We start from the raw sequence: 16156 nt of genomic DNA, 5'->3' as shown, positions 1-16156 counted from the left end.
CCTCCCCGCGCGACCCCAAATAGCGTCCAGTAGGGTTTGGTCCGCATAAACATCCAAACCCCTGCCTGCGTCAGGGCCGGCGACCGACCCGAACACGGCCGCGGCCGGCCGCGCGGGCCGAGACTCTCGGGAAGGCGCTACGTGAGTCCCTACGGCTCCGACCGCTCGCCGCGGCGCCCGATGCGGCGGAAGCTGCTGCAGGCGCTGACTGCGGGCGTGGTCCTGGCGACCGCCACTGGTTGCTCGTATACATGGAAAGACTTCCCCCGCCTCGGAATGCCGACTCCGGTAACCGAGGAGGCGCCGCGCATCCTCTCCCTGTGGCAGGGATCCTGGGCGGCCGCGCTGGTCACGGGCATCCTCGTGTGGGGCCTGATCATCTGGAGCGTCATCTTCCACCGGCGCAGCCGGACGAAGATCGAGGTCCCCGCGCAGACCCGGTACAACATGCCCATCGAGGCGCTGTACACCGTGGTCCCGCTGATCATCGTCTCGGTGCTCTTCTACTTCACCGCTCGTGACGAGTCGAAGCTCCTGGCCCTCACCCCGAAGCCGCCGCACACGATCAACGTGATCGGCTTCCAGTGGAGCTGGGGCTTCAACTACGTCGAGAACGTCGACGGTGACGCGGCCACCCCGAAGGCGGGCGCGGTCCCGAAGGAGCTCGCCTCCCTCCCGGACCGCTTCACCAAGGACTTCCCGGCGGGCGCCGAGGGCGTCTACCAGAAGGGTGTCCCGGGCGACCGGAACCCCCAGACGGGCAACCCGGGTCCGACCCTGGTCCTCCCCAAGGGCGAGAAGGTCCGCTTCATCCTGTCGTCGAACGACGTGATCCACTCCTTCTGGGTGGTCCCGTTCCTGTTCAAGCAGGACGTCATTCCGGGCCACACCAACGTCTTCGAGGTCACCCCGTCCGAATACGGCACCTTCATGGGCAAGTGTGCCGAGCTCTGCGGCGTCGACCACTCCCGGATGCTCTTCAACGTCAAGGTGGTCTCCCCTGAGGACTACCGGGCGTACCTGAAGGATCTGGCGGAGAAGGGTCAGACCGGCTACCTCCCGGCCGGTATCCAGCAGAGCGACCCGGCCCGGAATGCGGAAGTGAACAAACTGTGAGCATCCTCAACGAATCCCAGGGTGCCGCCGCCGACTCGTATGAGAACGAGCTGCCGGTACGGCGCAAGCAGCCGGGCAACGTGGTCGTGAAGTGGATGACCACGACCGACCACAAGACCATCGGCACGATGTACCTGGTCACGTCGTTCGTGTTCTTCATCATCGGCGGTCTGCTGGCGCTCTTCATGCGCGCCGAGCTGGCTCGTCCGGGCACGCAGATCATGTCGAACGAGCAGTTCAACCAGGCGTTCACCATGCATGGCACGATCATGCTGCTGATGTTCGCCACCCCGCTCTTCGCGGGCTTCGCCAACTGGATCATGCCGCTGCAGATCGGCGCGCCCGACGTGGCGTTCCCGCGGCTGAACATGTTCGCGTACTGGCTGTACCTCTTCGGCTCGACCATCGCGGTGGCCGGCTTCGTCACGCCGAACGGCGCCGCCGACTTCGGCTGGTTCGCCTACTCCCCGCTGTCGGACGCCGTCCGCTCACCGGGCATCGGCGCCGACATGTGGATCATGGGTCTGGCCTTCTCCGGCTTCGGCACGATCCTCGGTTCGGTCAACTTCATCACCACGATCATCTGCATGCGCGCTCCGGGCATGACGATGTTCCGCATGCCGATCTTCACCTGGAACGTGCTGCTGACCGGTGTCCTGGTCCTGCTGGCCTTCCCGGTGCTGGCCGCCGCGCTCTTCGCGCTGGAGGCCGACCGCAAGTTCGGTTCGCACGTGTTCGACGCCGCGAACGGCGGCGCATTGCTGTGGCAACACCTCTTCTGGTTCTTCGGGCATCCAGAGGTGTACATCATCGCGCTACCGTTCTTCGGAATCGTCTCCGAGATCATCCCGGTCTTCAGCCGCAAGCCGATGTTCGGCTACATCGGCCTGATCGCCGCGACGATCGCGATCGCCGGCCTCTCCGTGACCGTGTGGGCCCACCACATGTACGTCACCGGCGGTGTGCTGCTGCCGTTCTTCTCCTTCATGACCTTCCTGATCGCGGTACCGACCGGTGTGAAGTTCTTCAACTGGATCGGCACCATGTGGAAGGGCTCGCTGTCCTTCGAGACCCCGATGCTCTGGACGATCGGCTTCCTGGTCACCTTCACCTTCGGTGGTCTGACCGGCGTCATCCTGGCCTCGCCCCCGATGGACTTCCACGTCTCCGACTCGTACTTCGTCGTCGCGCACTTCCACTACGTCGTCTTCGGCACCGTGGTGTTCGCGATGTTCGCCGGCTTCCACTTCTGGTGGCCGAAGTTCACGGGCAAGATGCTGGACGAGCGCCTCGGCAAGATGACGTTCTGGACGCTGTTCATCGGCTTCCACGGCACCTTCCTGGTGCAGCACTGGCTCGGAGCCGAGGGCATGCCGCGTCGTTACGCGGACTACCTCGCCGCCGACGGTTTCACCGCGCTGAACACGATCTCGACGATCAGCTCGTTCGTGCTCGGCCTGTCGATGCTGCCGTTCATGTACAACGTCTGGAAGACGGCCAAGTACGGCAAGAAGGTCGAGGTCGACGACCCGTGGGGTTACGGCCGTTCGCTCGAGTGGGCGACGTCCTGCCCGCCGCCGCGGCACAACTTCCTCACCCTGCCGCGGATCCGTTCCGAGTCCCCGGCGTTCGACCTGCACCACCCTGAGATCGCGGCCCTCGACCACCTCGAGGACCACAGCGTCGCCGCCAAGGCCGTCACCGGCGGCAAGGAGGCCGACAAGTGAAGATCCAGGGCAAGATGTTCCTCTGGCTCTCCTTCTTCATCCTGATCATGGCCGTCGTGTACGGCGTGTGGTCGAAGGAGCCCGTCGGTACCACCGCGCTCTTCCTGGCCTTCGGCCTGAGCGTCATGATCGGCTACTACCTGGCCTTCACGGCCAAGCGTGTCGACGAGATGGCCCAGGACAACCTGGAGGCCGACGTCGCCGACGAGGCGGGCGAGCTGGGGTTCTTCTCCCCGCACAGCTGGCAGCCGCTCTCGCTGGGCATCGGCGGTGCGCTCGCGTTCATGGGCGTCATCTTCGGCTGGTGGCTCATGTACTTCTCGGCCCCGATCATCATGATCGGCCTGTGGGGCTGGGTGTACGAGTACTACCGCGGTGAGAACCAGAACCAGTAGCAGCAGCACGTTCGCGGCCGCGCAGCGCCGCATCCGGGGCCCGGGCACCTCCTCCAGGAGGGCCCGGGCCCCTCGTTTGCAGTCACCCCGCGCGCCGGAATTGTCATATCTTCATAGCGTTGGCTCCATGAAGCACTCACCGCGTCTTTGGACGGTACTCAGCTGCTCCCTGCTGGTCGCGTCCCTCGGGGCCGGCGCCACCGCATGCGGGTCCGGCGACAAGAACCCGCTGTCAGCCCGCCCGTACGACGCGGGCGATCAGGTCGCCTTCAACCAGAGCGCCGGCAGCCGCCCCGTGAACCCCGACCGGCCCCTGGAGATCACCGCCAAGAGCGGTGGCGGCCGGATCACCGACGTGCTGGCCGTGGACACCCACGGCCGCCGCCTGGCGGGCGAACTGAGCGCCAAGGGGGACCGCTGGCACAGCACGACCCCGATGGCCTCAGGCGTCCGCTACACGGTCACCGTGAGCACCGAGGACGAGCGGGGCGCCCCCGGGCAGCGCACGCTCACCTTCGACACCACCCCGTCCAAGGGGATCCTGAAGGTCGAGTTCGGCCCGGACGAGGGCAAGTACGGCGTCGGCCAGCCCATCACCGCCGAACTCAGCGAGCCCGTCCAGGACAAGGCCGCCCGCGCCATCGTGGAACGCGGCCTCGTCGTCGACGCCCCGCCCGGAGTCGAGGGCGCCTGGCACTGGGTGGACGACAAGAACCTCCACTACCGGCCCAAGGACTACTGGCCCGCCAACTCGGCCGTCTCCGTACGGAGCAACCTGGAGGGCGTCAGGATCACCGACGAGCTCCACGGAGCCGTCGCCAAGCCGGTGAAGCTGGAGATCGGGGACCGGGTCGAGGTCACCACCGACGCCTCGTCGCACTACCTGACGTTCAAGCGCAACGGAGAAGTGATCAACACCATTCCGGTGACCACCGGAAAGCCCGGCTTCTCCACCCGTAACGGCATCAAGGTGGTGCTGGGCAAGCAGTACTTCGTACAGATGCGCGGCGACACCGTCGGCATCGGCGGCAGCGAGTACTACAACCTGCCCGTCTACTACGCCACCCGCGTCACCTGGAGTGGTGAATACGTCCACGCCGCCCCGTGGTCCGTCGGCTCCCAGGGCTACGAGAACGTCAGCCACGGCTGCACCGGCATGAGCACCGGCAACGCCGCCTGGTTCTACGAAAACATCACCGAGGGCGACATCGTCCAGGTGGTCAACAGCATCGGCGACGACATGGACGTCTTCGGCAACGGCTTCGGCGACTGGAACATGGACTGGAAGGACTGGCGCCAGGGCAGCGCCCTCCTCAAGGGCACCCAGGAAGGCCGCAGCCCGGTCGACCAGGCCCGCCTGCGTCCCACCGTCTAGACCGCTCCGGGCCGGCCCTTCCCCCCGGACACCGTCCGGGGGGAAAGATCCCGGCCCGTTCACCCGTACGGGCCCCTGCGGGGCACACACGGGCACGCACCGGGCCCGTAGGACGTATCAGGCGTCCAGGGACAGACGGGTCCTCAGAAGACCCGCCAGGGTGTCCGCGAACCGCACCGGGTCCACCGGAAGGGTCACGGCGGCGTCCGCACGGCTCCACGTGGCCAGCCAGGCGTCCTGGGGACGCCCCATCAGCAACAGCACCGGCGGACACCGGAAGATCTCGTCCTTGATCTGCCGGCACACGCCCATGCCCCCGGCCGGAACCGCCTCGCCGTCCAGCACGCACACGTCGATTCCGCCCGCGTCCAGCGCCGTCAGGACCGCCGGCAGCGTCGCGCACTCCAGGAACTCCACCGGCGGCAGGTCCGCGGCGGGCCTGCGTCCTGCCGCCAGCCGCACCTGCTCCCGGGTGCCCGCGTCGTCGCTGTAGACCAGAACCCGCGCAGTCGCCCGCATTTCGTTCCTCCACGTGGCCGTGAATCACGTTGATGTTGCGCGGGATGCTACTCCTCCCGGTGCGCCGTCAACATCGGTTCGAACATGTCGCGGGCGACCCCGCAGGGGACGCATCTGATGGGCCGTTCGGGCCTTGCACACGCCCCTGACACTCCGAACGGCACCCCCCGGGGTGAGGGCGGGATAAGCGACCGACATAATGTCGGTCGTGGCGACAGCAACGACAGTAGATACCGGGCACGCGCACCCGACGGTCAACCGGCCGAACCTCGTCAGCGTCGGAACCATCATCTGGTTGAGTTCCGAGCTGATGTTCTTCGCGGCCCTCTTCGCGATGTACTTCACCCTGCGATCCGTGATGGGTCCCGAGTTCTGGACGGAACAGGCCGATGCCCTGAACCTGCCCTTCTCGGCGACGAACACGACGATCCTGGTGCTTTCCTCGCTCACCTGCCAGCTCGGCGTATTCGCCGCCGAGCGCGGTGACGTGAAGAAGCTCAGGACGTGGTTCATCATCACGTTCGTCATGGGTGCGATCTTCATTGGCGGCCAGGTGTTCGAGTACACCGAGCTGGTCAAGCACGAGGGCCTGTCCCTCTCGTCCAACCCGTACGGCTCGGTGTTCTACCTGACCACCGGCTTCCACGGGCTGCACGTGACGGGCGGTCTCATCGCCTTCCTGCTGGTCCTCGGCCGGACGTACGCGGCCAAGAGGTTCACCCACGAACAGGCCACGTCGGCCATCGTCGTGTCCTACTACTGGCACTTCGTCGACGTCGTCTGGATCGGCCTCTTCGCGACGATCTACCTGATCAAGTAGCGAACACGTCACCGGGCAAGACCCGGCACTCCATCCAGACACACCGACGCAGAAGATCCTGACACCGGGGTAATCCGTGAAAAAGCTCTCCGCACGACGACGCCATCCGCTGGCGGCGGTCGTCGTTCTACTCCTCGCGCTGGCGGCCACTGGGGGGCTGTACGCCGCCTTCGCCCCCGCGGGCAAGGCGCAGGCCGATGAAACCGCCCAGTCCCTCGCCATCGAGGAGGGCAAGAAGCTCTACGCCGTGGGTTGCGCAAGCTGCCACGGAACCGGCGGTCAGGGTTCCTCTGACGGCCCGAGCCTGGTCGGCGTCGGCTCCGCGGCCGTCGACTTCCAGGTGAGCACGGGCCGCATGCCCGCCCAGCAGCCCGGCGCCCAGGTGCCGAAGAAGCCCGTCATCTACGAGCAGGCGCAGATCGACCAGCTGGCCGCGTACATCGCGTCCCTCGGCGCCGGTCCGATCACGCCGACCGCGAAGCAGTACGACCCGGCGGGCGCCGACATCGCCAACGGTGGTGAGCTCTTCCGCAACAACTGCGCGCAGTGCCACAACTTCACCGGCGAGGGCGGCGCGCTGACGAACGGCAAGTACGCCCCCAACCTTGAGGGTGTCTCGCCGAAGCACATCTACGAGGCCATGCAGACCGGCCCGCAGAACATGCCCTCCTTCCCCGACAGCACCATGCCGGAGAAGCAGAAGAAGGACATCATCGCGTACCTCCAGAACGTGAACGGCGAGAAGTCGACCAGCCCCGGCGGCCTGAAGCTCGGTGGCCTCGGCCCCGTCTCCGAGGGTCTGTTCGGCTGGATCTTCGCCCTGGGTGCGCTGATCGCTGTCGCCGTCTGGGTCGCGGCCCACACCGCTAAGGCCAAGAAGTCATGAGTAGCCAAGAGATTCCCGAAGAGAAGCACCTGCCGAGCGAGCAGGGCGACGCCCACCACGGTGGCGTAGCGGTCGCGGACGACCCGTTCGCCGACCCGGGCCTGCCGGTCCACAAGCCCCGCATCCAGGACATCGACGAGCGGGCGGCGAAGCGCTCCGAGCGCACCGTCGCGATGCTCTTCACGCTGTCGATGCTGGCCACGATCGGCTTCATCGCGTCCTACGTGATCTTCCCGGTCGACAAGATCGTCTACATCTTCCCCATCGGGAAGGTCAGTGCGCTCAACTTCTCCCTGGGCATGACCCTGGGTACGGCCCTCTTCTGCATCGGCGCGGGCGCGGTCCACTGGGCCCGCACCCTGATGTCCGACGTCGAGGTCGCCGACGAGCGCCACGAGATCGCCGCCCCGGCGGAGGTCAAGGCCAAGGTCCTGCAGGACTTCGCCGACGGTGCGAACGAGTCCGGCATCGGCCGGCGTCCCCTGATCCGCAACACGATGCTGGGCGCGCTGGCCATGCTGCCGCTGTCCGCCGTCATGATCATGCGCGACCTGGGCCCGCTGCCCGAGGACAAGCTGCGCAAGACCCTGTGGGCCAAGGGCAAGCTGCTCATCAACCAGAACACGATGGAGCCGCTGCGTCCCGAGGACGTCCTGGTCGGTTCGCTCACCTTCGCCATGCCGGAAGGCCTGGAGGAGGAGCAGCACGACTTCCAGGTCCAGATCGCCAAGGCCGCCCTGATGATCGTCCGTATCCAGCCGGACGACATCAAGGACAAGAAGGAACTGGAGTGGTCCCACGACGGGATCGTGGCCTACTCCAAGATCTGCACCCACGTCGGCTGCCCCATCAGCCTGTACGAGCAGCAGACGCACCACGTGCTCTGCCCGTGCCACCAGTCCACCTTCGACCTCTCCGACGGCGCCCGTGTCATCTTCGGCCCGGCCGGTCACGCGCTTCCGCAGCTGCGGATCGGTGTGAATGACGAAGGCTTCCTCGAAGCGCTCGGCGACTTCGAAGAGCCCGTCGGTCCTGCATTCTGGGAGCGCGGATGAGCACCAGCGACAACAACGAGCGCAAAGCGCCGGCCGGCGAGCGGGTAGCGGACTGGGCGGACGGCCGCCTGGGCATCTACAGCCTCGCCAAGGCCAACATGCGCAAGATCTTCCCGGACCACTGGTCCTTCATGCTCGGTGAGATCTGCCTCTACAGCTTCATCATCATCATCCTCACGGGTGTGTACCTGACGCTGTTCTTCCACCCGAGCATGAACGAGGTCGTGTACCACGGCTCGTACGTGCCGATGCAGGGCGTCATGATGTCCGAGGCCTTCGCCTCGACCCTGGACATCAGCTTCGACGTCCGCGGTGGCCTGCTGATCCGTCAGATCCACCACTGGGCGGCGCTGATCTTCGTCGCGGCGATGATCGTGCACATGATGCGCGTCTTCTTCACCGGCGCGTTCCGCAAGCCCCGTGAGATCAACTGGATCTTCGGCTTCCTGCTGCTGGTCCTCGGCATGTTCACCGGCTTCACCGGTTACTCGCTGCCGGACGACCTGCTCTCGGGTACCGGTGTCCGCTTCATGCAGGGCGCCATCCTGTCCGTCCCGGTCGTCGGCACGTACCTGTCGATGTTCCTGTTCGGCGGCGAGTTCCCGGGCGGCGACTTCGTCGCACGGTTCTACTCGGTGCACATCCTGCTGCTGCCCGGCATCATGATGGGCCTCCTCGTGGCCCACCTGATCCTGGTCTTCTACCACAAGCACACCCAGTACGCGGGCCCCGGCAAGACGAACAACAACGTCGTCGGCATGCCGCTGCTGCCGGTCTACATGGCCAAGGCCGGAGGCTTCTTCTTCCTGGTCTTCGGTGTCATCGCGGCCGTCGCGGCGATCGCCTCGATCAACCCGATCTGGGCGCTCGGCCCGTACCGCCCGGACCACGTGTCCACCGGTGCGCAGCCCGACTGGTACATGGGTATGCCGGAAGGCCTGATCCGAGCCATGCCCGGCTGGGAGATCAACCTGTGGGGCCACACGCTCGTCCTGGGCGTGTTCATCCCGCTGCTGCTCTTCCCGCTGGTCCTCGGCGCGATCGCCGTCTGGCCGTTCATCGAGTCCTGGGTCACCGGCGACAAGCGCGAGCACCACATCCTGGACCGCCCGCGCAACGTCCCGACCCGCACCGCCTTCGGTGTCGCCTGGATCGCGGAGTACATCGTGCTCCTCATCGGCGGCGGCAACGACATGTTCGCCCAGTACTTCCACCTGTCGATCAACTCGATCACGTGGTTCGTCCGGATCGGCTTCTTCGTCGTCCCGGTGCTGGCGTTCATCGTCACCAAGCGGATCTGCCTCGGTCTGCAGCGTCGTGACCACGACAAGGTGCTGCACGGTCGCGAGACCGGCATCATCAAGCGCCTGCCGCACGGCGAGTTCGTCGAGGTCCACGAGCCGCTCCCGCAGGGCAAGCTCCACACGCTCACCGCGCACGAGCAGTACAAGCCGGTCGAGATCGGCCCGACGGTCGACGAGAACGGTGTCGAGCGCAAGGTGAAGGCCACCGAGAAGCTGCGCGCGAAGCTCAGCCAGGGCCTCTACGGTGAGGGCAACCAGATTCCGAAGCCCACGGTGGAGGAATACAAGGAGATCCAGTCCGGCCACGGCCACCACTGATCCCCGTATGAACGCATGAGGGACTGATTCCGGTCAGTCCTGGTGTCGCCACGGCGAGAGCCCCGTCCAGTGTCTGGACGGGGCTCTTTGCCGTAACCGGGGCTGGATAGGCTGATCCCTGACCGATCAGTGTGGAATCCTCCACCGACAGCAGGAGCGGACCATGAACGTTGCGACCCCGGCAGGCGGCGACAGCGTGGCGGCCCGTGGCTGGCCGGGCGTTCTCGACGCCCTGCTGACGGGCCGGGACCTGCGCGCGGAGGACACCGCCTGGGCCATGGACCGGATCATGCGCGGGGAGGCCACCGACGCCCAGATCGCCGGCTTCACGGTCGCGCTGCGGGCCAAGGGGGAGACCGTCGAGGAGATCAACGGCCTCGTACGGGCGATGTACGCGCACGCCAACCTGATCGAGGTGCCGGGCCGCACGGTGGACATCGTCGGCACCGGCGGCGACGGGGCCAAAACGGTGAACATCTCCACCATGTCGGCGGTCGTGGTGGCCGGCACCGGCGCCAAGGTCGTCAAGCACGGCAACCGGGCCGCGTCCTCCGCGAGCGGCTCCTCGGACGTCCTGGAGAAGCTCGGCGTCAATCTCCAGCTGAGCCGGGAACGGGTCGTGGAGGTCGCCGAGGAGGCCGGCATCACCTTCTGCTTCGCCGTGAAGTTCCACCCGGCCCTGCGGCACGTCGCGGCAGCCCGCAAGGAGCTGGGCATCCGGACCTTCTTCAACGCGCTGGGCCCGCTGACCAACCCGGCCCGGGTGCGCGCCCAGGCGACCGGCGTGGCCGACCCCCGGATGGCCCCGATCATCGCCGGCGTGCTCGCCGAGCGGGGCTCGTCCGCGCTGGTCTTCCGCGGTGACGACGGCCTGGACGAACTGACCACGACCTCGACCTCGCGCGTCTGGTGGGTCCGCGACGGCAAGGTCGACGAGCAGCGCTTCGACCCCCGTGACGTGGGCATCTCCCTGGTCGACGTCTCCGCCCTGGCCGGCGGGGACCCGTCGTACAACGCGGACGTGGCCCGCCGCCTGCTGGCGGGCGAGACCGGCCCGGTCCGTGACGCCGTGCTGCTGAACTCGGCGGCCGCCCTGGTGGCCCTCGACCCCGGCACGGGCAGCCTGGAGGAGCAGATCACGGCCGGTACCGCCCGTGCGGCGGAGTCCATCGACTCGGGTGCGGCGCGGGCCGCCCTGGAGCGCTGGGTGACGGCCAGCAACGCGTAGCCCTGTGAGGACGGCGCGAAAGCGACGACCCCGGTCCGCCATGCGGACCGGGGTCTTGCGTTCGGCCGATCTTGTGGCAGGATGCAGACCAGGTCACGAGTGACAGCGTTTAGGCCCCGGCTTGCTGTCCGGCAACCCTCCTTCCGTGGCGGGGTGCCCCGGGTGATGACCAGGTCGTAGGCAGCAAGGCCTACGGCAAGCGCGGATCCCTCGACACCAGGGGTCCTGGTCTCTCGAGGAGCGTTTTCCGTGAGCAAGCGAATGCGATAGGGCGACTCCGCCCCTACTTCAACCCTCGGACCAGGGTCACTTCCGTGTACCCCCGCCCAGCGCGGTCCGAGGAATCCTCCCGTACCCCGGACGGCCGCAGCGTCGTACCCGCGTACGGGCAACCGAAGCCATTCAGCCCTGCCTGCCGGGAGATACCGCCATGTCCGCATCCCTGAACACCGCCGTCGCCACCGCCGCCGCAGCCACCGCCGACCCCGCCTGTGCCGAGCCGCTCGCCGTCCTCGGCCGGGACGTCACCGTCCCGCTCGTCACCGGCGGCGAGGTCACCTACGCGGCCCTCGACTACGCCGCCAGCGCCCCCGCACTGCAGCGGGTCTGGGACGACGTGGCCGCGTACGCCCCGTACTACGGCAGCGTGCACCGCGGCGCCGGATACCTCTCGCAGCTCTCCACCGACCTCTTCGAGCAGAGCCGGGCCACCGTCGCCGAGTTCCTCGACTGCCGCCCCACCGACCAGGTCGTCTTCACCCGGTCCACCACCGACTCCCTCAACCTGCTCGCCGCCGTACTCCCCGCCGGCTGCCAGGTGTTCGTCTTCGAGACCGAGCACCACGCCTCCCTGCTGCCCTGGGCCGACGCACAGGTCACCTACCTCAACGCGCCGCGCACCCCGGCCGAGGCCGTCGCCACCCTGGAGCGGGCCCTCGCAGACCGCGAACCGTACGGTCCGGCGCTGGTCTGCGTCACCGGCGCCTCCAACGTCACCGGCGAGCTGTGGCCGGTGAGGGAACTCGCCGCCGCGGCGCACGCCCACGGGGCGCGCATCGTGCTGGACGCCGCCCAACTGGCCCCGCACCACCCCGTCTCCGTGCAGGAGCTGGACGTCGACTGGGTGGCCTTCTCCGGACACAAGCTCTACGCGCCCTTCGGCTCGGGCGTGCTCGCCGGGCGCGCCGACTGGCTCCAGGAGGCCGATCCGTACCTCGCGGGCGGCGGCGCCTCCCGCAAGGTCTCCCGCCGGGAGGACGGCGGCGTCGACGTCGAGTGGCACACCACCGCCGCCCGCCACGAGGCCGGATCCCCGAACGTCATCGGTGTCTACTCCATCGCCTCGGCCTGCCGGGCCCTGACCGAAGCCGGCTTCGAGAACCTGGTGGCGCGCGAGCAGCGGCTCGTGGCCCGGGTCCGCGAGGGCCTCGCCGACGTGCCGGCCGTCCGGGTCCTGTCCCTCTTCGGGGACGACGCCCCGCGGGTCGGCGTCATCTCCTTCGTCGTGGACGGCTGGAACAGCTCCCACTTCGCGGCCGCGCTGTCCGCCGAGTACGGGATCGGCGTACGGGACGGCCTGTTCTGCGCGCACCCGCTGGTGCGGACCCTGCTGGGCAGCGAGCCGCAGGCCCAGGGCGAGTGCGGAGCCCCCGAGGCGGCGCCGGGGGAGCGCTCGCTGAACGCGATCCGCGTCAGCTTCGGCGCCGGCACCCCGGACGAGCACGTGGACCGCTTCCTCGACGCGGTCCGCGAACTCGTCACGGACGGCGCGAAGTGGCAGTACCGCACGGAGGAGGGCCGCTGCGTCCCGACCGTATGACCCACCGGGGCCCCTGCGGGGTTGCTCGGCGGTGTGAGGGGTCTGGGGGCGGTCCCCGCCGGGGTGGGCGCCTCAAACGCCGGCGGGGCTGGATTGGGGGGCTGTCGCTGCGCGGGGGTGTGTGGTTCGGGCCGGGCGATGCCCGGGCCCGCGCCTCAAGCGCCGGCGGGGCTGGGTGGTGCGGTGTGGGGTGGTGCCCCGCACGAGGATCTCCTCGGCTCGGCGCGCGCGGGGCGTCTCGGCCAGACGGCCGTGGTCGCGCCTCGTCCTGCGGGGACCCTCCTACGTGTCACCACCCCACACCAGGGCTTCGACAGCCCGCGCACATCAAGCCTCGCCGGCGTTTGAGGCGACCCGCCCGGGCGGGGATGGCCCGTACGCATCAAGCCCCGCCGGCGATTGAGGCGGACCGCACATCAAGCCTCGCCGGCGTTTGAGGCGACCCGCCCGGGCGGGGGACGGCCCGCGCACATCAAGCCTCGCCGGCGATTGAGGCGACCCGCCCGGGCGGGGATGGCCCGTGCGTATCGAGTCCCGCCGGCGGGGGAGGGGCAGGGCGTAGCCGGGGTGGGTTGGCAGACCGCGCCGGAGGCGTTACGCGTCGAGGCCGATCGCGAACGCCGCCTCCAGGTCGTGCTGCGAGTACGTGCGGAAGGCCACGTGCGTGTCCGTCGCCTCGACGCCCGGGATCTTGCTGATGCGGCCGGGGATGATGTCCGCCAGGTTCTCGTGACGGGCCACGCGGACCAGCGCGATGAGGTCGTACGTCCCCGTCACGGAGTAGACCTCGCTGACGTTCTCGAGGGCGGCGATGGACTCGGCGATCTCGGGGATCCGGTCCACGCTGGTCTTGATGAGCACGATCGCGGTGATCACGGCTGGCTGTCTCCCTCGGTGGCCGTCGCTGGTCGCCTCACTCTAGTCGTACCCCGATAGCGGGCCCACGCGTAGAGGAACCCGAGCGAGAAGCCCACCAGATGGGCCAGATAGGCGACTCCCGGCCCGCTTCCGGCCCGCTGCGCGGCCACCCACTGGAGGGCGAACCAGAACAGCAGCACGATCCACGCCGGGAACCGCAGCGGCAGGAAGAAGAGGAACGGGAACAGGCTCGTCACCCTGGCGCGCGGCAGCAGGAAGAGGAACGCGCCCAGCACGGCCGAGATGGCGCCGGAGGCCCCGACGAGCGTCTGCGGGGAGCCCGCGTTGGCCGCCGCGTACGCCGCCATCGCCAGGTACCCCGTACAGAGGTAGAAGACGAGGAAGGCCGGGCGGCCCATCCGTTCCTCCGCCATCGCGCCGAAAACGTACAGGAAGAGCATGTTCCCGAGCAGATGAAGCCAGCTGCCGTGCACGAACAGCGCGGTCAGCGGGGTCAGCCAGGCGCGCGGGCCGCCCGTGAAGAGCTCGTCGGGGACCACGCCCCAGCGCCGGAAGTAGGCCGTTCCGGCGGACAGCAGCTCTTCCCCCGTCCCGTAGGCCGGGTTGAGTCCCGAGGCCGGGCCGAGCACGAACACCACGGCGCAGCCCGCGATCAGCGCATGGGTGACCACCGGTCCCCGGGCGGCCTCGCGGACGGCCAGCCACCTTACGATCATGTGACAGAGCATGACGCAAGGGGACCCACCTGAAGCGGTGGCAGGCCGTAGGGTTACGAGCTGCGGTCCGCAGGACGACGCATACGGCGGCGCGGGCGGCTTTAATTGAATCAGCTACGAAGGAGAGAGCGGCCTGATGACGGTTCCCCTGCCGACCGACACCACCCGGTGGCGCTGCACCCTGTGCGGCAATCTCACGCGCTTCGACGTGACCCGTTCGTCGAAGGTCGTGGAGTACGTCCACCTGGACCTCGCCGGGGAGCCCAAGGTCGAGGAGCGCGAGGTGGTCAATGAGACCATCGAGTCGGTCCGCTGCCGCTGGTGCAACGCGGTGGACCAGATCGAGCTCGTGGACAGGCCGGGCGCGGACTCCTGACGGAGGCGCACCCACAGGAAGATCACGGTAGGGGTGACGGATTGTGGAGCCAGCAAGCGGCGCTGAGCCGGCCGACGCGGCCGGCGACGCCGCCGAGGCGCTCGACCACCCGCTGCCGGAAGGCGTGCGGCGCCGGGTCGTCGCGCTCGTCTCGGACGCCTTCGGCGGACTGACGGTCGCGGACCTCCCGGCGCAGCTGCGCCAGTACGCCCGGTTCACCCCGACCCGGCGGGCCAAGTTCGCGGGCAACGCCATGGCCGCGGCGGTCGAGACCGACGCCGTGTTCCGCAGCAGGGTCGCCGAGAAGGTGCGCGAGGCGCAGGCCGATCTGGCCGCGGCGCTGGAGGCAGGCGCGCCTCCGGCCGCCGCGGATCCGCTGGACGTGGCCGCCGCCGCCTTCGTCCTGCGGCCGGCCGGCTGGGTCAAGCTGGTGGCCGCCGCGGGCGAGGAGGCGCAGCGCGCCGACGCCGAGCGGGTCGGCGAGGAGACCCGGCGCGAGCTGGAGCGGCTGCGCGAGGAACTGGCCCACGCGCGGGAGCTGCAGCGCACGGGCGGGGAGCAGGTCCGGGGCGAACTGGACGCCGCCCGCAAGGAAGCGGAATCGCTTCAGCGCAAGCTGCGCAGCGCCCTCAGCGACGTCAAGCGGGGTGACGCGGCCCTGCGCAAGGTGAATGCGGAGATCGACGGGATCCGTGGTGACGCGGCCGCCCGGGTGGCCGCCGCCGAGAGCGAGACCCGTCGGCTCAAGGCCCGTCTGGCGGAGGTGGAGACGGCGCTGGAGACCTCGCGCCGGGCCACCCGTGAGGGGCGCAGCATCGAGGACATGCGGCTGCGGCTGCTGCTGGACACCGTGCTGGACGCGGCGCAGGGGCTGCGCCGCGAGCTGGCGCTGCCGCCGGTGAACACCCGCCCCGCCGACACCGTGGACGCGGTGGAGCCGGGCCGGATGACGCCGAAGGACATCGCGGCGCGGGCCCTCTCGGAGACCGATCCGGCGTTGCTGGACCAGTTGTTGGCGCTTCCTCAGGCCCATCTGGTGGTCGACGGCTACAACGTGACCAAGACGGGCTATCCGACGATGCCGCTGGAGAAGCAGCGGCTGCGGCTGCTGGGCGGGCTGTCGATGCTGGCCGCGCAGACGGGCGCCGAGATGACCTGTGTCTTCGACGGGGCGGAACTGGCGGCCCCGGTGCTGCTCGCGCCGCCGCGCGGGGTGCGGGTGCTGTTCTCCAAGGCCGGGGTGACGGCGGACGAACTGATCCGCCAGCTGGTGCGTGCGGAACCGCCCGGCAGGCCGGTGGTCGTGGTCTCCACGGACCGGGAGGTCGCCGACGGGGTGGCGAAGGCGGGTGCCCGGCCCGTCACGTCCGCATTGTTGCTGAAGCGGCTTTCGCGCGTTTCATAACTCCTTGCCGCAATGCCCGAATTGGTGGACCTTGTGGTGGACGCACCGTCAAGTGGGCTGCACGGAGCGTGCGCTGTAGGTAAAGAACCTGGTCGGAGGGCGAGTTTTTTCCCGGCAGGATTTGAACTGATCACAGCTGGGTCACTAGGGTCTGGTCAAACCTTCGTGCGGTAGATCACTCATTCGGGGTGGCAGCGAAGGTGCTGCCGAGTTGCGTT

The 16156-nt window shown here is 68.6% G+C and carries 15 protein-coding genes and 1 riboswitch; of the genes, 12 read left to right on the top strand and 3 right to left on the bottom strand.

Going from position 1 to position 16156, the window contains the following annotated elements:
- The first annotated feature begins 141 nt into the window (after positions 1-141).
- The 4 genes from coxB (at position 142) to DEJ51_RS08985 (ending at position 4613) form a co-directional block, all read left to right on the top strand.
- A complete protein-coding gene (gene coxB, locus DEJ51_RS09000) occupies positions 142-1116 on the top strand; it encodes a cytochrome c oxidase subunit II (RefSeq protein ID WP_150257123.1) in 975 nt (324 codons plus the stop codon).
- Positions 1113-2843, top strand: a complete 1731-nt coding sequence (gene ctaD, locus DEJ51_RS08995) for a cytochrome c oxidase subunit I (RefSeq protein WP_030731132.1) — start codon at positions 1113-1115, stop codon at positions 2841-2843. The genes coxB and ctaD overlap by 4 nt, the downstream gene beginning before the upstream one ends.
- A complete protein-coding gene (locus tag DEJ51_RS08990) occupies positions 2840-3238 on the top strand; it encodes a cytochrome c oxidase subunit 4 (RefSeq protein WP_053692942.1) in 399 nt (132 codons plus the stop codon). Before ctaD ends, DEJ51_RS08990 begins: the two co-directional genes overlap by 4 nt.
- A gap of 127 nt (positions 3239-3365) precedes the next feature.
- Positions 3366-4613, top strand: coding sequence for an Ig-like domain-containing protein (locus tag DEJ51_RS08985; RefSeq protein WP_150257122.1), 1248 nt, complete (start codon positions 3366-3368; stop codon positions 4611-4613).
- Between the two features lie 117 nt (positions 4614-4730).
- Here DEJ51_RS08985 and DEJ51_RS08980 read toward each other — a convergent pair whose 3' ends face one another.
- Positions 4731-5132: a hypothetical protein gene (locus DEJ51_RS08980; RefSeq protein WP_150257121.1), complete on the bottom strand. Its 402-nt coding sequence runs from the start codon at positions 5130-5132 to the stop codon at positions 4731-4733.
- A gap of 199 nt (positions 5133-5331) precedes the next feature.
- Between DEJ51_RS08980 and DEJ51_RS08975 the strand changes: the two genes are divergently transcribed.
- The 6 genes from DEJ51_RS08975 to DEJ51_RS08950 all read left to right on the top strand — a co-directional run bounded on the left by DEJ51_RS08975 (position 5332) and on the right by DEJ51_RS08950 (position 12562).
- Positions 5332-5952, top strand: a complete 621-nt coding sequence (locus DEJ51_RS08975; protein ID WP_150257120.1) for a heme-copper oxidase subunit III — start codon at positions 5332-5334, stop codon at positions 5950-5952.
- A gap of 76 nt (positions 5953-6028) precedes the next feature.
- Positions 6029-6838 carry a c-type cytochrome gene (locus tag DEJ51_RS08970; protein ID WP_150257119.1) on the top strand — a complete coding sequence of 270 codons (810 nt, stop codon included), beginning with the start codon at positions 6029-6031 and terminating at the stop codon, positions 6836-6838.
- Entirely contained in the window at positions 6835-7893 is a 1059-nt protein-coding gene (locus DEJ51_RS08965) for a ubiquinol-cytochrome c reductase iron-sulfur subunit (protein ID WP_150257118.1), read from the top strand. Before DEJ51_RS08970 ends, DEJ51_RS08965 begins: the two co-directional genes overlap by 4 nt.
- Positions 7890-9515, top strand: a complete 1626-nt coding sequence (locus tag DEJ51_RS08960) for a cytochrome b (protein ID WP_150257117.1) — start codon at positions 7890-7892, stop codon at positions 9513-9515. The genes DEJ51_RS08965 and DEJ51_RS08960 overlap by 4 nt, the downstream gene beginning before the upstream one ends.
- A gap of 163 nt (positions 9516-9678) precedes the next feature.
- Positions 9679-10743 carry an anthranilate phosphoribosyltransferase gene (gene trpD / locus DEJ51_RS08955; protein WP_150257116.1) on the top strand — a complete coding sequence of 355 codons (1065 nt, stop codon included), beginning with the start codon at positions 9679-9681 and terminating at the stop codon, positions 10741-10743.
- A 91-nt stretch (positions 10744-10834) separates the two neighbouring features.
- Positions 10835-10951: riboswitch (SAM riboswitch) on the top strand.
- 222 nt (positions 10952-11173) lie between these two features.
- On the top strand, positions 11174-12562 hold the full coding sequence (locus DEJ51_RS08950) for an aminotransferase class V-fold PLP-dependent enzyme (protein WP_150257115.1): 1389 nt from the start codon (positions 11174-11176) through the stop codon (positions 12560-12562).
- 594 nt (positions 12563-13156) lie between these two features.
- On the opposite strand, the gene DEJ51_RS08945 is transcribed toward DEJ51_RS08950, so the two are convergent.
- Together DEJ51_RS08945 and DEJ51_RS08940 are read right to left on the bottom strand one after the other, a co-directional pair.
- Positions 13157-13438, bottom strand: a complete 282-nt coding sequence (locus tag DEJ51_RS08945) for an Lrp/AsnC family transcriptional regulator (RefSeq protein ID WP_030013053.1) — start codon at positions 13436-13438, stop codon at positions 13157-13159.
- The gene (locus tag DEJ51_RS08940) at positions 13435-14169 is read right to left on the bottom strand and encodes a rhomboid family intramembrane serine protease (RefSeq protein WP_150257114.1); all 735 of its coding nucleotides are present in this window, start codon (positions 14167-14169) and stop codon (positions 13435-13437) included. The genes DEJ51_RS08945 and DEJ51_RS08940 overlap by 4 nt, the downstream gene beginning before the upstream one ends.
- A 124-nt stretch (positions 14170-14293) precedes the next feature.
- Here DEJ51_RS08940 and DEJ51_RS08935 point away from each other — a divergent pair, with 124 nt between their 5' ends.
- Complete coding sequence (locus DEJ51_RS08935; RefSeq protein WP_008738811.1) at positions 14294-14533, top strand: hypothetical protein; 240 nt, start codon at positions 14294-14296, stop codon at positions 14531-14533.
- Positions 14534-14573: 40 nt separating this feature from the next.
- Positions 14574-15938 carry an NYN domain-containing protein gene (locus tag DEJ51_RS08930; protein ID WP_150257113.1) on the top strand — a complete coding sequence of 455 codons (1365 nt, stop codon included), beginning with the start codon at positions 14574-14576 and terminating at the stop codon, positions 15936-15938.
- Positions 15939-16156: the final 218 nt, after the last annotated feature.

Origin of the sequence: Streptomyces venezuelae (genome assembly GCF_008642275.1) — a bacterium.
In the GTDB taxonomy this organism is placed as follows: Bacteria; Actinomycetota; Actinomycetes; order Streptomycetales; family Streptomycetaceae; genus Streptomyces; species Streptomyces venezuelae_E.
This window is presented reverse-complemented; position numbering and strand designations above follow the sequence as displayed.

What these genes read in the sequence shown, in the direction of transcription:
- DEJ51_RS08935 (WP_008738811.1), top strand. Translation starts at nt 14,294, where the DNA reads ATGACGGTTCCCCTGCCGACCGACACCACCCGGTGGCGCTGCACCCTG.
- DEJ51_RS08985 (WP_150257122.1), top strand. Translation starts at nt 3,366, where the DNA reads ATGAAGCACTCACCGCGTCTTTGGACGGTACTCAGCTGCTCCCTGCTG.
- DEJ51_RS08980 (WP_150257121.1), bottom strand. Translation starts at nt 5,132, where the DNA reads ATGCGGGCGACTGCGCGGGTTCTGGTCTACAGCGACGACGCGGGCACC.
- trpD (WP_150257116.1), top strand. Translation starts at nt 9,679, where the DNA reads ATGAACGTTGCGACCCCGGCAGGCGGCGACAGCGTGGCGGCCCGTGGC.
- DEJ51_RS08975 (WP_150257120.1), top strand. Translation starts at nt 5,332, where the DNA reads ATGTCGGTCGTGGCGACAGCAACGACAGTAGATACCGGGCACGCGCAC.
- DEJ51_RS08965 (WP_150257118.1), top strand. Translation starts at nt 6,835, where the DNA reads ATGAGTAGCCAAGAGATTCCCGAAGAGAAGCACCTGCCGAGCGAGCAG.
- DEJ51_RS08950 (WP_150257115.1), top strand. Translation starts at nt 11,174, where the DNA reads ATGTCCGCATCCCTGAACACCGCCGTCGCCACCGCCGCCGCAGCCACC.
- DEJ51_RS08940 (WP_150257114.1), bottom strand. Translation starts at nt 14,169, where the DNA reads ATGCTCTGTCACATGATCGTAAGGTGGCTGGCCGTCCGCGAGGCCGCC.
- DEJ51_RS08960 (WP_150257117.1), top strand. Translation starts at nt 7,890, where the DNA reads ATGAGCACCAGCGACAACAACGAGCGCAAAGCGCCGGCCGGCGAGCGG.